14 protein-coding genes and 1 tRNA gene are annotated in these 19,849 nt (G+C 31.4%); 5 read left to right on the top strand and 10 right to left on the bottom strand.

Translation table 11 applies throughout. The features are described from left to right. Positions 1 to 152: 152 nt before the first annotated feature. The 3 genes from V9L04_RS09075 to V9L04_RS09085 all read right to left on the bottom strand — a co-directional run bounded on the left by V9L04_RS09075 (position 153) and on the right by V9L04_RS09085 (position 2,672). Positions 153 to 226: transfer RNA gene (locus V9L04_RS09075), tRNA-Gly, on the bottom strand. A gap of 448 nt (positions 227 to 674) precedes the next feature. Continuing rightward, positions 675 to 1,148, bottom strand: a complete 474-nt coding sequence (locus tag V9L04_RS09080) for a hypothetical protein (RefSeq protein WP_338793774.1) — start codon at positions 1,146 to 1,148, stop codon at positions 675 to 677. Positions 1,149 to 1,697: 549 nt separating this feature from the next. Continuing rightward, on the bottom strand, positions 1,698 to 2,672 hold the full coding sequence (locus tag V9L04_RS09085) for an AAA family ATPase (protein ID WP_338793775.1): 975 nt from the start codon (positions 2,670 to 2,672) through the stop codon (positions 1,698 to 1,700). Positions 2,673 to 3,002: 330 nt separating this feature from the next. Here V9L04_RS09085 and V9L04_RS09090 point away from each other — a divergent pair, with 330 nt between their 5' ends. After that, entirely contained in the window at positions 3,003 to 5,291 is a 2,289-nt protein-coding gene (locus V9L04_RS09090; RefSeq protein ID WP_338793776.1) for a 7TM diverse intracellular signaling domain-containing protein, read from the top strand. Between the two features lie 105 nt (positions 5,292 to 5,396). Here V9L04_RS09090 and rfbA read toward each other — a convergent pair whose 3' ends face one another. From rfbA to V9L04_RS09120, 6 genes are all read right to left on the bottom strand, one after another. After that, the gene (gene rfbA / locus V9L04_RS09095; RefSeq protein ID WP_338793777.1) at positions 5,397 to 6,278 is read right to left on the bottom strand and encodes a glucose-1-phosphate thymidylyltransferase RfbA; all 882 of its coding nucleotides are present in this window, start codon (positions 6,276 to 6,278) and stop codon (positions 5,397 to 5,399) included. Between the two features lie 204 nt (positions 6,279 to 6,482). Next, positions 6,483 to 7,760: a signal peptidase I gene (gene lepB / locus V9L04_RS09100; RefSeq protein WP_338793778.1), complete on the bottom strand. Its 1,278-nt coding sequence runs from the start codon at positions 7,758 to 7,760 to the stop codon at positions 6,483 to 6,485. A 158-nt stretch (positions 7,761 to 7,918) separates the two neighbouring features. Beyond that, the gene (gene dapB / locus V9L04_RS09105) at positions 7,919 to 8,668 is read right to left on the bottom strand and encodes a 4-hydroxy-tetrahydrodipicolinate reductase (RefSeq protein WP_338793779.1); all 750 of its coding nucleotides are present in this window, start codon (positions 8,666 to 8,668) and stop codon (positions 7,919 to 7,921) included. Between the two features lie 121 nt (positions 8,669 to 8,789). Continuing rightward, positions 8,790 to 9,485, bottom strand: coding sequence for a DUF5683 domain-containing protein (locus tag V9L04_RS09110; RefSeq protein WP_338793780.1), 696 nt, complete (start codon positions 9,483 to 9,485; stop codon positions 8,790 to 8,792). Positions 9,486 to 9,618: 133 nt separating this feature from the next. Further along, positions 9,619 to 10,605: a zinc dependent phospholipase C family protein gene (locus V9L04_RS09115; protein ID WP_338793781.1), complete on the bottom strand. Its 987-nt coding sequence runs from the start codon at positions 10,603 to 10,605 to the stop codon at positions 9,619 to 9,621. A gap of 89 nt (positions 10,606 to 10,694) precedes the next feature. Next, complete coding sequence (locus V9L04_RS09120; protein WP_338793782.1) at positions 10,695 to 11,672, bottom strand: polyprenyl synthetase family protein; 978 nt, start codon at positions 11,670 to 11,672, stop codon at positions 10,695 to 10,697. A 137-nt stretch (positions 11,673 to 11,809) separates the two neighbouring features. Between V9L04_RS09120 and V9L04_RS09125 the strand changes: the two genes are divergently transcribed. Both V9L04_RS09125 and V9L04_RS09130 read left to right on the top strand, forming a co-directional pair. Continuing rightward, complete coding sequence (locus V9L04_RS09125; protein WP_338793783.1) at positions 11,810 to 12,349, top strand: YcxB family protein; 540 nt, start codon at positions 11,810 to 11,812, stop codon at positions 12,347 to 12,349. 203 nt (positions 12,350 to 12,552) lie between these two features. Then, positions 12,553 to 13,257: a hypothetical protein gene (locus V9L04_RS09130; protein WP_338793784.1), complete on the top strand. Its 705-nt coding sequence runs from the start codon at positions 12,553 to 12,555 to the stop codon at positions 13,255 to 13,257. 91 nt (positions 13,258 to 13,348) lie between these two features. Here the strand turns inward: V9L04_RS09130 and V9L04_RS09135 are convergent, their stop codons facing one another. Continuing rightward, positions 13,349 to 14,914, bottom strand: coding sequence for a choice-of-anchor D domain-containing protein (locus V9L04_RS09135; protein ID WP_338793785.1), 1,566 nt, complete (start codon positions 14,912 to 14,914; stop codon positions 13,349 to 13,351). A gap of 280 nt (positions 14,915 to 15,194) precedes the next feature. On the opposite strand from V9L04_RS09135, the gene V9L04_RS09140 reads away from it, so the two are divergent. Together V9L04_RS09140 and V9L04_RS09145 are read left to right on the top strand one after the other, a co-directional pair. Beyond that, positions 15,195 to 16,127, top strand: a complete 933-nt coding sequence (locus V9L04_RS09140; protein WP_338793786.1) for a hypothetical protein — start codon at positions 15,195 to 15,197, stop codon at positions 16,125 to 16,127. Positions 16,128 to 16,345: 218 nt separating this feature from the next. Next, entirely contained in the window at positions 16,346 to 19,642 is a 3,297-nt protein-coding gene (locus V9L04_RS09145) for a carboxypeptidase regulatory-like domain-containing protein (RefSeq protein ID WP_338793787.1), read from the top strand. Positions 19,643 to 19,849 lie beyond the last annotated feature (207 nt).

Raw genomic sequence — 19,849 nt, forward strand, 5'->3', positions numbered from 1 at the left:
CTAAAGCTAAATCTTAGGCTATACTCATTTCTTTTTTTGAGAGATTAAAAAAATAATCAATCAAATATATCTTTATTGATACCTCAAAAGGTACGTTATAATTTTCAATTTACAAAAAAAATGGACAGACACCTAACCTATGTGCCTGTCCGTAACAAACACAGGAATCGAACCTGCGCCCCTCGGACTGGAAATTCCGATGCTCTACCGACTGAGCTAATTCGTCAATCTGTGATAATTTTAGCTATCACTCATAATCATATTTACTGAAATTACCTACTTACGTCCAATGACTCTTGCTCTGCCACTGAGCTACGTTCGCATTCTTGTTGTGTTTTTTTGTGCGAACGAGGAGATTCGAACTCCTGCACTAAGCCATAAAATATCAGTAATTTAGAAACTATAAAAATGCTTTAAAACTTACACTATGAACAAGACGCTTAAACTAAAGAGCAAACCAATTAAGTCGTACCAACAAATGTGTGGCTAGAGCTGTCTACTTTTTGATACTAAAGCTAAATCTTAGGCTGTGTTCATTTCTTATTTGCTTGAAAGTAAATACAAGCAGGTTTTTGAAAATTAGTAAAAACTATCAAAAACAATTTCTTTTATAAAGAACCCAACGAGTTCTGCACAAGAAAAGTTCAGTTATAAAAACAAAACTTTTTCTATGTTTAATAATTTCCATCTCGCTTTCTTATTCTACTAACATATTCTTTTAAAACTTTTAAAGTTCTATGGATAGAAACACCAACAGCATTTGCTGAAGAATAGTTTTGTTCTTGAGCTATTTGAGAGTAAGATTTATTTTCCATAAACCCTTCTACAATTAGTGCATAGTTTTTGGTTGATAAAGTTCTAAGTCCTTCATCAAGTTGTTTTATTTCTAGCTCTGTTAGCCAATAATCCTCTGTATCTTCTGTCCTTTTCAAAACTTCTTGATAATTAGTATCTAAAGAAGAATGTAGAGAATTATATTTCAACTGTTCTCTTCCTTGTTGTAATGCCATATTTTTTCCTATAGCAAAAATTAGTGTTTCGGCAGAAGCTGTCATCTGTTTGTATGTAATTTGTTTGGCCTCTATTTTATCATAAAGACAAATACAAGCATCATCAAAAATAGCTTGAACTTGATGTTCACTCAGCAATTTTAGTTGGTCTCGTTTTTTACAAAAAAAATAAAAACGTTTTGAAAAACTGGAAAAAAAACTCAGAACAGGTTGAGGGTTCTGGTTTTCTATATAGTAAAATATTTGTTGATTTGTTAAGTGGCTCATCAGTAGGGGAGATGGGAAAATAAGGGAGTTTTGGGTAACCGATAGTAGAATTTGGCAAGGAAAAACCTGTTTTTATATGAATATAACGAATTTGAAGATTGAACGATACAATCAAATAAAATTTAAGAAGGCATAAAATTTAATTTTTTAAAGGAAATATCTTTAGTTAGTCTGTTTTTGTAGTAAAATTATTTGATAAGTACAATTTTACAGAACTTATTTTTTCAAAATAAATCATTTATTTCAATAAAATAGTATTTATTAAGGTTTTTTTTGAATAAAAAATAAAATTTGGTTTAACTTCATTTTTAGTAGTATCGTGTAATTTTCATTTATTTTTAATAAGAAAAACAAAAAAACAGATAGCCCTTTTTTCATAGAACTATCTGTTTTTTAGAAGGTTATGTTATTTTGAATAATTTACCAAAGTCGTTGAATTAAATCTTCTACCGTAATATTTTCAGCTTCTGCCTTAAAATTTCTGACAATTCTATGTCTCAAAACAGCAATAGCAATGGCTTGGACATCTTCAATATCAGGCGAATATTTTCCATTCAAAAGAGCATGACATTTTGCCCCCAATACCAAATATTGAGAAGCACGAGGACCAGCTCCCCACTCTAAATAATTATCCGTATCTGAAGTAGAACGTTCTGTTCTTGGGCGAGTTTTGTGAACCAAATTTACAGCATATTCAATCACATTTTGAGCAACAGGCGCACGACGAATAAGTTGCTGAAATTCAATAATTTGTTCTGCTGAAATTATTTTATTTAATGTCGCTTTTTCATTTGTTGTGGTACTCGTAACTACTTTTACTTCTTCTTCAAAAGACGGATAACCCAAATAAACACTACACATAAAACGGTCTAATTGTGCTTCTGGAAGTGGATAAGTTCCTTCTTGTTCAATAGGATTTTGAGTTGCCAATACAAAAAACGGTCGTGGTAAATTGTGTTTTACACCTGCAATTGTAACCGAATACTCTTGCATAGATTCTAAAAGTGCTGCCTGTGTTTTGGGAGGAGTACGATTGATTTCATCTGCCAAAACAATATTTGAAAAAATAGCACCTTTTACAAACTTCAAGTTTCGGTCTTTATCTAGTGTTTCTGCACCCACTATATCAGAAGGCATAAGGTCAGGCGTAAATTGAATTCGGTTAAAATCTAAATCCAATACCTGCGATAGAGTGCTAATTAGTAAAGTTTTGGCAAGCCCTGGAACACCAATTAAAAGACAATGCCCTTGTGAAAAAATACTTGTCAATAGTAATTCTACGGTTTGTTCTTGTCCGACAATTACTTTTGCTATTTCTTTTTTGAGTTCTTGATAATGTTTGGCTAATGCGTCGGCTGCTTCTTTGTCGGAATTATATAAGGAAGAATTACTCATAATTGAATAGAGATAGTGGTTAGTTTTAATGATGAATATAGTAAATAGCGAAACCCTAAGGGTTTTCAAAACCCTTAGGGTTTAAACCTCTTAAAACTCTAACTTACGAACTTAACATTAAAAATACGTTTCTGCAATCGTAATGTTTACTAAAATCATTCTATTTTATGTAAAAATTTGATTTTCAGCTTTTTACAAAATCTTAAATTGATTTAATTCTTTTTCTTGTAACAATATAGATTTTATAAATTATCTACTAATTCAAAATAATTTTCAATCTTAACCAACAATCATGTAATTTGCATAGAAGAACAAAAAACGAATTTTTACATGAAAAAAATAAAAATAAATGGGTTTTTAAATACCCTCCTTTTTGGAGTTTTTTTTCTATGTATTTTTGTTTTTTCAACAGAACTAATTGCTCAGCCTTTTACAAAAAATATAGACAAAGAACGTGTACTGATTTTGGATTCTTTGAAAGAAGAATATGAATTAAATAGCTACTTTGATGTTTTTAAGGATAAAAAAAATAGTTATACTTTTAAAGGGCTAAATCCATATTCTTTTACTCCCTATGGGCTACATGATATTTCGGAGGATGTAGCTACATATTGGCTGCGTTTGACTATTCAAAATCCACATTTTTCTACTCAAAAACTGCTTGTGCCAACTGGTTTTATAGATTCCGTCATGCTTTTTATAGAGGAAAGAGATGGTGTTTATTCTACTCAACTTGGTGGTTCATTAATTCCTCGCTCTGAAAGAGGTGTAAAAAGAGGTGGTATTTCGGTTTCTATGCTAGAAATTCCTGCTCAAAGCACGAAGATATTTTTCTTTCGTCTGCATAGTAGTACAAAACTTTCTAGTCAAGATGCTCGCTATTCACTCAGAAGATGGTTTACAGCCTATACTCCCGATGGTTATGAAGCCGAATTTCTGACAGCACGTAGTTTTCATAACTTTTTTTATGGGGCTATTTGGGTAATGCTCATTTATAATTTACTCGTTTTTATTGCACTTAGGGATAGGCAGTATATTTTTTATGTTCTATATAATTTTCTTATTTTTACCTATATTTTTAGTAATATTGGACAGTTGGGAGAACTTTTTTTAATGGAATTTCCTCGCCTTGATGTTGGAATACGACTTTTTAGTGGGATTTTGTCTGTTTTTGCGCTCCTCATGTTTGGAAAAGATCATCTCAAAACAATTATTTTTGCACCTCGCTGGCATAAATTTATTCAAGTTTTGGTCTATGTTACTTTAGGAATTACACTTCTTTATTTCTTGCGTTTTTGGCATTTGGGAAGAGTTTTGACAACAATTATTTTACCTCTTTCTTTGATTTCACTTCTTTTTGCAGGTCTGAAAAGCTATTATGAAGGTCACAAAAATGTGAAATATTTTCTTTGGGGAAACTCATTTTTTGTAATTGCTATTACAATTTATTCGTTAGAGTTACTACTTTTTATTGATGCTTCTAGGTATTTGGAAACAATAGTTTTGGCTAGCATTACACTTCAAATGGCTCTTTTTTCATACGGATTGGCAGCTACTTTTAATCAAACTAGAAAACAACTTATTCATAACAAACTTCAACAAGAAAGAGAAAAACAAGCTCTCATTGAGGCGAAAAATAAGGAGTTAGAAGACAAAGTCATTCAAAGAACCAATGATTTGACAGAAAAAACAATGCTTTTAGAAGAGAAACAAACAGAAATCTTGACACAAAGCGAACAGTTACAGTTACAATCTAATGAAATTTCGCATCAAAATAAGCAAATGACGGATTCGATTCGCTATGCTGAAAAAATTCAACAAGCTATTTTGCCTTCTCAAGAAACACTCTATCAAACCTTTGAGAAGCATTTTGTCATTTTTCGTCCTAAAGATATTGTAAGTGGCGATTTTTATTGGACTGCAACTATTCAAACGGCTGCACCTTCCATTATTCCTCGTCGTTCTCCAATTGAATTACAACGTGGAGAGATTACCAAAAAAATTATTGCTGCTGTTGATTGTACAGGACATGGAGTCCCTGGGGCATTTATGTCTGTAATTGGAATTATTTTGCTCAATGAAATTGTCCATTTAAAAAATACCCATAATTCAGATGAAATATTAGAATCTTTACACAAGCGTATTCAGAAAGCATTACGACAAAATGAAAAAGCAAATGCTGACGGAATGGATGTAGCTCTCTGTATTGTAGAAGAAACAACAGAAACAGAAAGAACAGTTTACTTTACAGGTGCGAAACGACCTTTATATTATGCTGAAAATGAGGTGAATGATAATAATACGAACAAGGCTAAATTACAAACACTACAAGGAACACGAAAATCTATTGGAGGAGTCACTAGAAAGGAAAAGGCTTTTGTTTGTGAACGGATACAACTGCAAAAAGGAGCAAAACTCTATCTGACAAGTGATGGGTTGATAGACCAACCTAATGCAAAAGGAAAGAAAATAGGGTCAAGAAAGTTTGAAGAAACATTACAAGAAATAGTTAATTTGCCAATGGAAGAGCAGTATGTCGAACTCATGGAAATGCTAGATTTACATCAACAAGATACTCCACAACGAGATGATATTACTGTTATTGGAATTGAAATATAATAAAAGTTGTAAGTGATAACTGTAAATGAAAATACATAAAAAATTTTTCACACTCAAGAAAGCGAAACCCACGAATTTATTCGTGGGATTAGATAAGATATATTATTACTTCCCAAATTCCTTTTCTTGAGCCAAAATTTTCAAAAGATACGAACCATAACCACTTTTTACCAATGGTTTTGCAAGTTCTTCTAACTTTTCAGCAGAAATAAAACCTTCTTTATAAGCAATTTCTTCAATACAACCGACTTTTAAATCTTGCCTTGCTTCAATTACTTCTACAAACTGTCCTGCTTGCATTAAAGAGTGAAAAGTTCCTGTATCTAACCAAGCTGTTCCTCTGTCCATTATCTCCACAGAGAGTTTGCCCTTTTCTAAGTAATATTTGTTAATATCTGTAATTTCGTATTCTCCTCGTGGAGAAGGTTTTAAAGTTTTGGCAATTTCTATCACATCATTGTCATAAAAATAAAGCCCTGGTACAGCAAAATTTGATTTTGGTTTTAAAGGTTTTTCTTCAATAGAAATAGCTTTTTTGCCTTTGTCAAACTCTACGACTCCGTATCTTTCAGGGTCAGCTACATGATAGGCAAAAACAATTCCTCCAGTTGGGTTTTGGCTCTTTTTGAGAGTTTCTTGTAAACCTGTACCATAAAAAATATTATCTCCCAAAATAAGAGCGACGCTATCATCTCCAATAAATTTCTCTCCAATTACAAATGCTTGTGCAAGTCCGTTTGGAACTTCTTGAATAGCATATTCGAAGTTGCACCCAAACTGTGAACCATCTCCCAAAAGATTGACAAAATTTGGGTTGTCATGGGGTGTTGTGATTATCAAAATATCCTTAATTCCTGCTTGCATCAAAACCGAAAGAGGATAATAAATCATTGGTTTGTCATAGACAGGCAAAAGTTGTTTACTCATTACGAGTGTCAGAGGGTGCAAACGTGTTCCAGAACCTCCAGCTAAAATAATTCCTTTCATATTATATCAGTTACCAGTAAATAGTTACCAGTGATCAGTTAATTTCAAAATTTCTTAAATAATGAAGAATAACTATGATTTAGTAATCTGTTATTAAATTAAAAAAACTATTAAATACAATTACTTAGTTTTCAATAAATTTTACCAAAATGAAATTTGTATTTAACTGGTAACGGTTTACTGATAACTGTTCACTGATTTATGTTATTCTATAATTGTAAAGGCTCTATCCCAACGCATGCGACTAAAAACACCACCTTTGTTGAAATCAGGATCAATAGACATAAATACCATGGTTGCCTTTCCTACAATATGGTCTTCAGGAACAAATCCCCAAAAACGAGAATCAGCAGACGAATGACGATTGTCTCCCATCATAAAATAATAATTTTGTTTAAAGACATATTCAGAAAGTTCATTTCCATCAATCTTAAGTTTTCCATTAGAAATCTCTACATTCTCATTTCCTTCATAATCTTGAATATATTTTCCGTATAAAGCTAGATTTTGAGGAGTTACAGTCATTTTCCAACCTTCATTTGGAACTTTTAAAGAACCAAAATTATCTAGTTTCCAATCAAAATCAGAAGCACTTGCACCTGTTTTTGTAATGTCCCAGTTTAAATAATTTCTGTTGGTAGGAAATAAATTATCCTGAGCATCTACACTTACAATCATATCCAAAAATAACTTAGGATATTTTTTTAATTTCTCAACTTCTTCTTGACTTAAATCCATAATATAAGGATATACATTTTGTCCCTTATATTTTTCTGCTCCCTCAAAAGTAGAACTTGTGTTTTCAAGAAGTGAACTCATAGATCCCTCCAAATCATTATATTGATTATAATTGTAAGGAGTTGGCTGTACAGCTCCTGTTTGATTATCTATCGGAATTCCAAGGTCATAAAATGTTTCTGCCTTTAAAAGTTCGGAAGCAATTACTAAATATTTATGTTGTGATTGAGCTGGAAATTCTGTTGCATTTCCATTTACATAGATTACTCGGTCTTTTATTTCAATTTCATCACCTGCAATGGCTATACAACGTTTGATATAATTGGTGCGTAGGTCACTAGGATGCTGCTCTTCGGCTGGATAATTAAAAACAATAACATCATTGCGCTCAATATCAGAAAAACCTGGTAAACGAAATTGAGGTAATTGAATCCAGTCTAAGTATGATTTTGTAGAATCTGTACCCCAAATTTTTTGATGGGTAAGTGGAACTTGAAGAGGTGTTTTGGTACTTCTTGCGCCATAATGAATCTTACTAACAAACAAAAAATCACCTACTAAAAGAGAATTTTCCATTGAAGAAGTTGGAATTTGAAAAGGCTCAAATAGAAGCCAACGAATCAAACTAGCTGCAATAACAGCAAAAAGAATTGAATCAAACCATTCTCTAGCAACACTTTTTTTCTTTTTGGGTGTCTTGTCTTTAGACTCTTCTTCTGTTTGATTTTTTTTGAAAAATGCCATAATTTATTTTATTAATATGTATAATAGAATGCTTTTTTGATAGACTATAAAGTCTGCTTTACTTTTTTCGAAAACGAAATTTTTGATGTATTAGATACAGAATTGGTAGTTAAGAAAGAGTAATTATTACATTCTAGTTTGTAATTTAACTATTAAAATTAGTCCATTTTTAATAAATCTTTCATTCCAAAAACACCTTTTTTGTCTTTCAAAAATTCGGCAGCCAAGACTGCTCCTTTTGCAAATCCTTCCCTTGAATAGGCTTTATGAGTAATCGAAACCTCGTCAACAGTAGAAGAATAAGTAGTAGTGTGTGTTCCTTTTACATCCTCTTCTCGCTCTGCAAAGATAGGAATACTAGTTGCATTTGTAGAATGCTTGTTATCATTTTTTTCTACTAATTGCCAATCTTGTTTTAAGTTATAATTTTCTAAAATTGTTTCTGCTAATGTGATAGCTGTGCCACTAGGAGCATCTTTTTTTTCTGTATGATGGATTTCTAATATTTCAGTATCATAATCAGCATAATTTTGCATTAATTTGGCTGCAAAAGCATTAATTTCTAAAAAAAGATTTACTCCAATACTAAAATTAGAAGCCCAAAAGAAAGCTGTTTTTTCAGAATTAGCTTTATCTAAAACTAATTTTTCAATTTCTTTTTTTTGCTCATTCCAGCCTGTTGAACCACAGACTACTGCAATGCCTTTTTCTAAGCAAAATTTTACATTTTCAAAAGCACTTTCAGGCGAAGTAAATTCAATAACTACATCAGTATTTTGAGAAGAAAATTTTTGTAATTCTTCTTTATTATTTCTATCAATACGAAAAGAAATAGAATGTCCTTTTTGAAGAGCAATTTTTTCAATTTCCTTTCCCATTTTTCCGTATCCTAACAATGCAATTTTCATAAATCAGTTATCAGTTATCAGTTTTTCAGTTATCAGTCATTAGTTACTAATTTGAATACAAGTAGCTAAATAAGTCAAGATAATTGGGTTTATAAATTGAATTAATCTTAACCATTAATCCCTAAAAAGTCATTACTAAAGAAACTCCACTTAGTGTATTTCCATTCATTCCAACACTTTCCATTTGAGGTTTAAACTTAAAAGAAATGTCATCATCAATATCAAAGTTGTTGAAATGTGCTGTTGTGGTAGCTTCTCCAATATTGAGCAGATAAATAAGTCCAGTAATAATCATATAAAAATCTCTATCTCTACGATAACTATCTCGCTGACGTTGTACTTGGTCTGCCGAACGATTTTCAAAAGAAGCATCAGGTTTTGTAGCTGGGTTTTCGTCTTGCATATACAAATAATTCTCTCTATAAATACGATAATTGGCGTGATTTGAAATAGAAAGATAAGCAGGAACACCCAAAGCAACATAAACCAAGGGTATTTTTACAGCCCATGCTTTTTTATTATAATACTGACCAGCTCCTGGTAAAGCAGCTGAAAGAAGTGCGGCACGAGTAGGAGGGCGAAGTTTGAATTTAGGCTCTAATTTTACTTGTAATTTATCTTTCGTTTTTACAGAATCCTTTACTGTTTCTTTAATGATAATCTGTGAAGTAGAATCTACTTTGATAGTATTTAAGGAATCTGTTTTTGTATCTTGTCCAAAGCTAGAAAAAGATAGAAATATAAAGCAAAAAATACAGAAAAAAACTGCTAAAATTGTTTTTTGCTTAATTAATAATGAGTGAAATAGCCTATTCATTAAAGTATAATTATTTAAATTATCATTGAGAATTAATTTACAAAATAACGAAAAATAACTCACTTTGAATTTATTTTGAAAGGGCATTTAGCTAAAATTGTGAATCCTTTAACATAAAATAAAAACAAAAAGGCTAATACCCTTCATGTTCTCTAGGTTTTTCTGGTAAAGTTGGAGCAGATTGACCTTCAGAAGGTTCTAGCTCTTTCATTTCTTTTTCTAGTTTTTCTTGTTCTTCTTTAGAAAGTAAAAGCTTGTTTAAATCAGGTTGTCCTGCATCTATCCAACAAGTAAGCCAAAAATCACCTACTGTTTTGATAGATTGTTTCATTCTTCGCTCTACTTGTCCGTTGAGCATATCGTGGTAGGCTTTTGAAAATGGTCTTGAATAAAGTTTTTGTGTATTATTTCCACGAGTTTCATAACTCCATTTTTGGTCATCGCCCATTTGCTTAGTAAGTTGCTTTTCAAAACGCAGAACAGAATCTAGTGCAATATGCGAACCGATAATAGCGTCCCAAGCTCTTTCTTGAGTATTGTCTATATATTCTGCTTTTCCTACAAAAAAATCATATTGTAAAGCATAGAGTTCTGGCAAACGAGATTCCCAAAAACCATGAATTCCATATTGGTCTGTAAGTTGTCCGTTATAATTTTCAGTAGAATGAAGAGGAACATGAGAATCTCCAATATAATGTCCTAAATCTGCCGAAATACGAATAATTGCATCTGCATCTCCTCGTTCCATTGCATTTGTGAGCTTCCAACGAAATTGCTCTATTGTCCAAGGAACAATTCCATACGCCATTAATGTATCTTCTGAATATTTTTCAACAGCATCTTTCCAACGATGAGGTAATTTTAGCCAAGCACTATCTCCATAAATATCCATATCCAAATAATGGCGAGGAGCTTCTCCCTCAACAGCATACCTACGACGGTCTGGATTGACAGCATTTTCGGTGATATATTGAATATTTGCTTTATAAAATCCAAACATTTCTGGTGGAAGTGTATAAACTGCCATTCTATTGATAATACGATGTCCGTAAAAACCCCAAGAATAGGCATTTGAAATGCAAAGTAGAAGCAAAAGTAGTGAGAAGAATATTTTTTTCATTGTCGTAGTAAATGATATTTAAAACAAAGAATATTATTTTTTTTTAAATAAAACAAGAGATGTAAAGATACAATTTTCTGATAACTGATTTACTTCTCCCTCTCAATAGCATACTTAACTAGCTCCATAAGCGAAGTTTTATGTTCAGATTCTGGAAAAATGGTTAGCATCTCCATGGCTTCTTTATAATAATTTTGCATAACTGTTTTGGTATATTCTATTCCATCCGATTTTCTTACAAATTCTATCACTTCATTTATCTTATCAGCTTTATTATTCTTGTTTTTTACTAAATAAATGATGTGTTTTCTATCTTTATCAGAAGCATTTTTTAGAGCATAAATTAAAGGTAAAGTCATTTTTCTCTCTTTTATATCAATTCCTAATGGTTTTCCTACTTCGGCAGTTCCGTAATCGAACAAATCATCTTTTATCTGAAAGGCAATTCCTATTTTTTCTCCAAAATCCTTCATTAAATCTACTGTTGCTTTGTCTGCACCTGATGAAGCAGCACCAACTCCACAACAAGCTGAGATAAGGGTAGCCGTTTTTTGCCTGATTATTTCAAAATAAACCTCTTCGGTAATATCTAACTTTCTTGATTTTTCGATTTGTAATAATTCTCCTTCACTCATTTCTCTAACAGCATTCGAAACAATACGTAAAAGCTCAAAATCTCCATTATCAATTGACAACAAAAGACCACGAGAAAGCAAATAATCACCTACCAAGACAGCTACTTTATTTTTCCAAAGTGCATTTATCGAAAAAAAACCTCTTCTATAATTTGATTCATCAACTACATCATCGTGTACGAGTGTAGCCGTGTGTAAAAGTTCTACTAAAGAAGCTCCTCTATAAGTTACTTCTCCAATTGTTCCAGATTCTGAACACATACCAGCTGAAAGAAAGACAAACATCGGTCGCATCTGTTTTCCTTTACTTTTGACAATATAATTGGTTATCTTATCCAAGAGCATTACATCAGAACGCATAAAATCTCTAAACTTTTGTTCAAAGATTTTCATTTCGGATTGAATGGGAGTTTGTATGCGTTTGAGGCTCATAGAAAAATAAAGAATAGAATGTTGAAAAAATAGCTATTTATATTCGCTACAAAGGTAGGAATTTGTAATTTTATGAACTAATTGTATTTTGTAAATGAAATAACAACAAACACGCTCAAAAGTGTTCTACAGGAATTATGAAAATAGAATATACACTTCAAGAAGAGGATTTTTTAGAATATCAACTCTATACAACCTCCAAGTCAGAATCTATTAGAAAAAAGCGTTTGCTTTCAAAGTTTGCTGTGCCTGCTTTGTATGTTTTGTTGGGTGTTTTTTTCTATTTTTATGATAACAATAAAAATGCAATTTTGATTTGTATTTTTTTAGGTGCTTTATGGCTCTTGATTTATCCTTTCTATTCAAAATATAGATATAAAAGATTTTATCTCAATCATATCAAAAAAAAATATACAGATAGATTAGACCATGTCGATGCACTAAAACTAGGAAATAATAATTACTTTTATATCAAAGAACAAGGAGAAGAAGGAAAAATAAAAACATCTGACATATCCAAACTCATTGAGCTAAAAGAACATTTTTTCTTACAAACAAAAAAAGGAGGTGCAATTATTCTTCCTAAAACCTATATTTTAAATATAGATGGTTTCAAACAAAAAATTGCTGATTTAGAGATTGACTATGTAGATGATACAGCATGGAAATGGAACTAAGTTTTTGGCAAGTTTTGTGAGAAGTTACGTTAAGAATAGATTTAATAGTTTTATTTTTGGTGTCGTTGTGCTAAAACACTAATAAAGACTATTTTATTTTTTTATTCTCAAACAAATTCTGAAACTATTTTTAAACTACTGACTTTTTATACCACAGATTAGAAAGTCTGTTATACACGTTTTTATTATAAAAAACTGAATTAATGAAAAACACAGCTTTATATATTTATTTTATCTTGATTAGTTGTCTTGTTTTTACCTCTTGTAAAGATGAAGCTCCTGAAGAACCAAATGATCTTACCCTTGGACAATCATTTTATCCCATTCAGAAAGGACAATTTCAAACTTTTTTTGTCAAACAAACTCGTTTTGCTTTGAATGAAATTCCTGTTACTACTACTTACCAACTCAAAGAAGTAATTGGAGATGAGTTTATAGGAGAGAATGGGGAAAAATTAAATGAAGTTTTGCGTTATGTACGTACTGGTGGTTTAGAAAACTTTCGTTTGGATTCTGTTTTTTCAGTTAGAAAAGATGAGAATGTAGTGGTAAAGATGGAACACAATATTCCTTACATAAAATTTGACTTCCCAATAGAAGAAGGAAAGATGTGGAACGGAAATCAGTTTAATGCTCGTCCTTTAAAGGATTATTTAGCACAAGAGGTAAACGTTGCAAAATCTATTGGAGGCAATAATTTTAATAAAACGATTACCATCATTGAAAGTCAGGATTCTAGTTTGGTAGATAAAGAACTACGCTATGAAATTTATGCTGATGAAGTGGGAATGGTTTATAAAAGGACAGAAAGCCTTTTGTATTGTAATCAGCCTGAGTGTTTTGGACAGAAAATTATAGAACGAGGAATTATTTCTGAACTCACTATTTTTGATTGGGGAATTGAGTAAATCTACAGTTTGATTGACATTTAGTAAAAAACGATATTTCTAAAAAAAGAAATATCGTTTTTTTTGTGATTTGAAAAATGAAAGTATCATTTTAATTAGCTCCATCTGGTCTTCTCAAGCGATAACCTTCCAAATTACTGCGCTCTCCTGTTGGAAGCTGTAAATACACCTCAAAATCGATAAAAGTTGCTTCTGCAAAGCGAATACTTTGTCTATAAAAAAGGTCATCAAAATCATTCTCAAAGAAAATTCTGCGTCCATCTGTCCCTGAAACAGTTACAGTAAAAGAATCTCTAATTCCTCTATTTGTAATTATAGTAACTCTCAAAAAGGCATTTTCAGTCACTAAGTTTTGTGGGTCAATTACTTGAAATTCTTTTTGAAAAAGTGTGCGATTTTCTCCTGTATTAGAAGGAATTGTATTTAGTCCATCAGGAACAGTAACTGTCAAATAATTAATACGAAAAGCAGGTTCTTTTACAGTAAAACGAATTTTGAAAGTAAATGGATTTTCATCAGAATCATTGCTCTGAATGCTTATCGTTCCTATGTTTTCTCCTAAAGTAATTGCTGTAAAACGAACCAAAAAACTCGTTTTTTGACCACTCTCTAGGCTATTTGTCAATATATTAGAAACCTGAAAGTTTGGATTATCACTTTGCAAACTAGAAAGGTTGAGTGTTCCATCTCCTTGATTTTCAATTTCAAATTCTAAAATTTCTCGAAAACTTGTTTCTAAATCTCCTCCTTCTATAAATTCGAAACCATTTTGTAGTTCTGTATTTTGATTGTTTTTTCGATGAAAAACAGCTATTTCAGGTGTAGGTGCAGGGTTTGGATTAGCAACTATTTCAAAAACATAAGGGTTTTCTTCATTATTTGGGTCATTATTTTCAATCTGAATTTGTGTAAAATAACTTCGAACACTTATAGGTTCAAAAATGACTACAAAAGTAGTTTCTTGATTTGGTAAAAGTTCATTTTGAGCTATATTCTGAACATCAAAATCACTTGTCGTAGAAATAATATCTGAAATAATAAGTTTTGCTTCTCCTTCATTCTTAATCGTAAAAATAGTTTCATATCGCTGTCCTACTTCTGTATCATTAAAAGTATAACTTCCTGTTTGAGTTGGAATAAATGTAGTTTCTTGATACACTTTTATGTTAGGCAACTTTGGAGGAGGTGGGGCATTTACAATTATTTTAATAAAAAAAGTAAAAATGGGTTCATTCCAATCATTCGAAAAAATAGTAATCGGAATTTGATGTTCTCCTTCCGTCAAGCCTTCAAAATTTACTTTAAAAGAATCACTCTCATTTTTCTCAAATCTATTTTTTAGAGGTTGTACAAGCTGAAAGCTGATTGTAGAATCTATAGAAATCGACTCTATTTCTCCTATTTTAAGGGTATTTCCTCCTTTATTTTCTAGTAAGAAAGCTAATTCGAAGGCTTTCTCGGCTTCTATTTCATAAGACAGAATCTGATTTTCAGCTATTTCATTTTTTGCAGAAATATCTATTTCACTTTGTAAAGAATAAACCTCTAATTCGGGACAAAGAAGTTCTCCATCATCCTGACAACCCACTAAAAGTAAACTAGAAAGTAATATTGAAAAAATTAGAAACTGAAAATATTTTGAAAGAATAGAATTCATAACAGATTGGTGGTTTTGATAAAGAAAGCAAAATACAATTTATCCTCATTACAAGTATAAAAAGCAATTATAAGGAAAAGAGTTTTACAGAGTTTTTGAAATTTATATCAAAACAGAATAACATTTTCTCAAAAAATTTCGTTAATATTAACCAAATGTTACTAAATTGTTAATAGATTTATTTATTTAATCCCTATTTATTTTGGAATCTCCTTTAAAGAGCCTTTTAAATTCATCTTGATTTACTGATTATTCTGATTACCTTTTAAATTTTACTGCTTTGAAACACATTAAACACCCATTACCTTATTGTAAAAACTTTTTACTTGATTCAACAAATATAGAAACTACATTTTTTTCAGAGAAGAGAGTTTTACTTCTTGTTCTTTATTTGTTCACATTGGCAATTCCAAATTATAGTTTTGCTATACCTATTATTTCTTCAAACTCTCATAATGAGCAGAAAATGTCTTCAAGACTCTCTAGTTTTTTAGATGCTCAAGATTCTATTACTCCTGAGATGAAGAAAAAAGCAATTCAAAAAGTGATTGATTTTAATAAAGATTTTAAAATTACACCTACCAATGAATCAAAAACATTGAGAAGATTATTTTTTGCTGTTCAAGAAACATTTTTAACAGAATATGTTTTGTACTCTAGTTTTTTTCAAACTATTGATAGTGGTAAATATGATTGTTTGACAGGTTCGGTATTATACGCTGTCTTTTTAGAAGAAATAAAACAAAAAGGAAATTTTAATTATACCTATCAGATTATTCAAAATCCTATTCATGTTTTTATAAAAATAAAATTATCTGATAACAGTGAGATTATTTTTGAGAGTACTAGTTTGGAAAAAGGATTTATTGCTACCCCAAAAGGAATTGCGTTTTATTTGCAAGAGCAAGCAAATAATGTTCAGAAAGAAGTACAAAATCAGAATGTAGTTTTGTTAGATAATAAGATAATTAACAATTTGGTAACATTAGAAACAGCTTCTGCTTTACTTTATTTTAATCAAGGAGTTTTGTTTTTTAACCAAAGAAAATTTGGAAAATCTCTCTTAATGGCTAAAAATGCACTTTTTTTTCAAAAAAATGAAGCATTTTATGATTTGATTATTCTTTCTTTACAAGAATTGTTGAAAAATAATTTAATTTCAGAAAAAGAATATGATTTAAATATAAAAAAGTGTATTGTGATAAATAATTAAAATAAAATTATAACTTTTGGTAAATATAATTTGAAGTTTTATGTCTTGTTAAAAATCAATAATTTGAATAACGATTATTCTTAATTTGTTAATAATGTTGAAACGTAAAGATTGCTAGGTGTGTCTTACCTTTGTGGAAACTTAAATCAAAATCTCTAACTACTTTGGTTAGAGTTACTTAATTTTACTCATTCAGCAACCTTTTATACAATCTTATGATGAAGCATTACATCTTAAGCCTTATCGCTTTCGTATTTGCTTGTTCGGTAGCATTCAATTCCTTCGGACAAGGCTCTACGACGGCAGCCCTTAGTGGTGTCGTAAAAGACAAAAATGGAGAAGAACTTCCAGGTGCTACTGTTTTGGCAGTGCATACACCAACAGGTTCTCAATTCGGTGCTGTTACTACACTTAGTGGTAATTATACAATCCTTAATATGAATGTTGGTGGTCCTTACACTATTACAGTTCAGTATGTTGGATATGAAGACCAGAAAAAAGAAAATGTATATCTTTCTTTAGGACAAACACTTCGTATGAACTTTGACCTTGCAGAAGATGTAGAAACAATTGGTGAGGTAGTAATAACTGGAAATGCAGAAATTATTGATGGAGAGCAAACAGGTGCACAAACAACCGTTTCTCAAGAACAAATCAATGCTTTGCCTACTATTTCCCGTGAGTTATCAGACTTTACTCGTACAACTCCTCAAGCTCGTGTAACTCCAAATGGTGGTATCACTATCGCAGGACAAAACAACCGTTATAACTCTATCATGATTGATGGAGCTGTAAATAATGATGTTTTTGGTCTTTCTGAGTCAGGTACAAATGGTGGACAAGCTGGGATTTCTCCTATCTCTTTAGATGCTATTGAGCAAGTTCAAATTGTAGTTGCTCCTTTCGATGTTCGTCAAGGTGGTTTCTCTGGTGGTGGTGTAAATGCTGTTACTCGTAGTGGTTCTAATAAAGTGGAAGGATCTGTTTACTACCTTTTCCGTAATGAAGGATTAGCAGGAAAAACTCCTACCGATGATGAAAATTTTGATCGTCAGAAGTTAGATGATTTCTCATCTTATATAACAGGTTTCCGTGTAGGTGCTCCACTTAAAAAAGATAAATTATTTCTTTTTATAAATGGAGAAATTGAGCGTCGTGAAACTCCTCAGCCTTTTAATTTTTCTGATTATAGAGGAGCTTCTTCTCAAGCAGAAATTGAAAACTTACGTTCTCAACTTCAATCTAAATACGGATATGATGCTGGTACCTTCTTAGATAATCCAGAAGAGGTAGAGTCAAATAAGTTATTTGCTCGTTTGGATTGGAATATTAATAAAGACCATAAACTTACTGTGCGTCATAGTTATACACAAGGAGATTTCTTAAATCGTTCTCGTTCTTCTTCAAATACTATTAATTTTGGTAATAATGGTATTGCTTTTCCTACTGTAACTAACTCATCAGCTTTAGAGTTGAAGAGTCGTTTCGGTGATAACAAATCTAATAGTTTGATTATTGGTTATACAAGCGTAATTGATGATCGTGATCCTATTGGTAGTGATTTTCCTCGTGTTGGTATTAATGATGGTTCTGGTTTTATTTCATTCGGTTCGGAAGCTTTTTCTACTGCTAACAAACTAGAACAATCTACTTTAACTATTACTGATAACTTCAGTATTTTTAAAGGTAAACATACTATTACTATTGGTACGCATAATGAGTTTTATTCTACATATAACTTGTTTGTTCGTCAGAATTATGGAGAATATCAATTTGCATCTGTTAATGATTTCTTAAATGATTCATTATCTACCAATTACAACCGTAGTTATTCTTTAGTAGATAATGTTACTGGTGATGGTTCTGCTGCTGCTGCTGATTTTACAGGGATGCAATTAGGTTTTTATGCTCAAGATGAATATGCTGCCTCTGAAAAGTTAAATGTTACTTTTGGTCTACGTGTTGATATTCCAATTTTTGCAGATCCTACTACAAACCAAGGATTTAATGATAGTACACTTGCTAAAGTGAAAGAATTTTATCCTGAAATAGGCAATCAAGTTCAGTCTGGACAACTTTGGAAAACACCTATTTTATTGTCTCCTCGTATTGGATTCAATTATGATGTAAAAGGTGATAAATCAATTCAAATTCGTGGTGGTGTAGGTATCTTTACAAGTCGTATTCCTTTAGTATGGCCTGGTGGAGCTTATAACAATAATGGACTTGTGGTAGGTTCAGCTCGTTCAAGTAATGCACCTTTCCGTCCAGATCCATTCAATCAATATACTGCAGAAGACTTTGGTCAAACAGTAAGTCTTCCTAGTGGGCAAATGGATTTATTTGTAGATGACTTTAAATTACCTCAGGTAGTTCGTGCTTCATTAGCTATTGATAAATCATTGCCTTGGGGAATGGTAGGTACTTTAGAAGGTATTTATACTAAAACAATGAATAACGTTATTTATTACAATGTAAACGTAAAACCTGCTACACGTAATTATTCAGGTGCTGATGATCGTCCTTACTATGATAGAGGAGATGCAATAGAATCTGGTTATGATCGTATTATGGTAGGTGATAACACAAACAAAGGCTACTCATATAATGTTACTGCTCAACTTCAAAAACCATTTGATAATGGATTTATGGCTAGTCTTGCTTATACATATGGACGTACAATGGCTGTAAATGATGGTACTTCTTCTCAAAATTCTTCTCAGTGGAGATATATTGAAAATGTAAGAGGTAAAAACGATTTGGATTTGACTTACTCTGACTTTGATTTGGGTTCTCGTGTAATTGGTATGTTATCTTACCGTTTAGATTACCTTGACCATGCAGCAACAACTATTTCATTATTCTACGAAGGACGTTCTGGTACTCGTTACTCTTATATTTATGGTACACCTAACAGAAGACACTTGTCTAATGATGATACTGGTTCTAGTTCTACTAATTCGGATCTTATTTATGTTCCTGCTAACCAAAACGAAATAGTATTTGTTCCAATTACTCGTGAAGTTGATGGTGCAACAGTAACAGTAACTCCAGAACAACAATGGCAAGCATATAATAATTATATCCAAAACGATGAATACTTAAATTCTCGTCGTGGTGATTATGCAGAGCGTAATGGATCTCGTCTCCCTTTTGTAAATACATTAGATTTACGTGTTCTACAAGATTTTTATATCAAAACTTCTAATGGTACAAAACATAATCTTCAATTGTCTTTTGATATCTTCAACTTTACAAACTTGTTGAATAAAGATTGGGGGCGTATGTATTTCTTAGGTAATGATAATTTCTCTCTTGCTAATTTGAATGGTGTAACTACTACTACAAATACTGATGGTTCTAAATCATATGTTCCTAACTTCACTTTTGGTAGTATCAATAGTGATGGATCATATCAAACTATAAAAGAAACAAAAGATATTTATAGTATTGATGACTCTGGTGTAAATAGTTCTCGTTGGCAAATGCAAATCGGTGTTCGTTATTCGTTCTAATCCGATTGTATAAATCAATAAACTTCATTCAAAACCCTTTCAGAAATTTTTCTGAAAGGGTTTTTTGATGCCTGTTATTTTTAGAAAAAATTGGACAAACCTAATTTTTTATCTAAATTGTATTACCCTTTTAAGATAACCTGTCTAAATTCCTATCGAAAATCTTTTTTAATCTTTTTTATTAAGTAGCTTTTTGGTTATCTTTCC

The sequence above is a fragment of the Bernardetia sp. MNP-M8 genome (assembly GCF_037126285.1).
Classification (GTDB): Bacteria; Bacteroidota; Bacteroidia; order Cytophagales; family Bernardetiaceae; genus Bernardetia.

Coding starts and splice junctions, on each gene's coding strand:
- V9L04_RS09110 (WP_338793780.1), bottom strand. CDS start 9,485: ATGAATAGGCTATTTCACTCATTATTAATTAAGCAAAAAACAATTTTA.
- V9L04_RS09090 (WP_338793776.1), top strand. CDS start 3,003: ATGAAAAAAATAAAAATAAATGGGTTTTTAAATACCCTCCTTTTTGGA.
- V9L04_RS09115 (WP_338793781.1), bottom strand. CDS start 10,605: ATGAAAAAAATATTCTTCTCACTACTTTTGCTTCTACTTTGCATTTCA.
- V9L04_RS09085 (WP_338793775.1), bottom strand. CDS start 2,672: ATGAGTAATTCTTCCTTATATAATTCCGACAAAGAAGCAGCCGACGCA.
- V9L04_RS09135 (WP_338793785.1), bottom strand. CDS start 14,914: ATGAATTCTATTCTTTCAAAATATTTTCAGTTTCTAATTTTTTCAATA.
- V9L04_RS09145 (WP_338793787.1), top strand. CDS start 16,346: ATGAAGCATTACATCTTAAGCCTTATCGCTTTCGTATTTGCTTGTTCG.
- V9L04_RS09125 (WP_338793783.1), top strand. CDS start 11,810: ATGAAAATAGAATATACACTTCAAGAAGAGGATTTTTTAGAATATCAA.
- dapB (WP_338793779.1), bottom strand. CDS start 8,668: ATGAAAATTGCATTGTTAGGATACGGAAAAATGGGAAAGGAAATTGAA.
- V9L04_RS09130 (WP_338793784.1), top strand. CDS start 12,553: ATGAAAAACACAGCTTTATATATTTATTTTATCTTGATTAGTTGTCTT.
- V9L04_RS09120 (WP_338793782.1), bottom strand. CDS start 11,672: ATGAGCCTCAAACGCATACAAACTCCCATTCAATCCGAAATGAAAATC.
- lepB (WP_338793778.1), bottom strand. CDS start 7,760: ATGGCATTTTTCAAAAAAAATCAAACAGAAGAAGAGTCTAAAGACAAG.
- rfbA (WP_338793777.1), bottom strand. CDS start 6,278: ATGAAAGGAATTATTTTAGCTGGAGGTTCTGGAACACGTTTGCACCCT.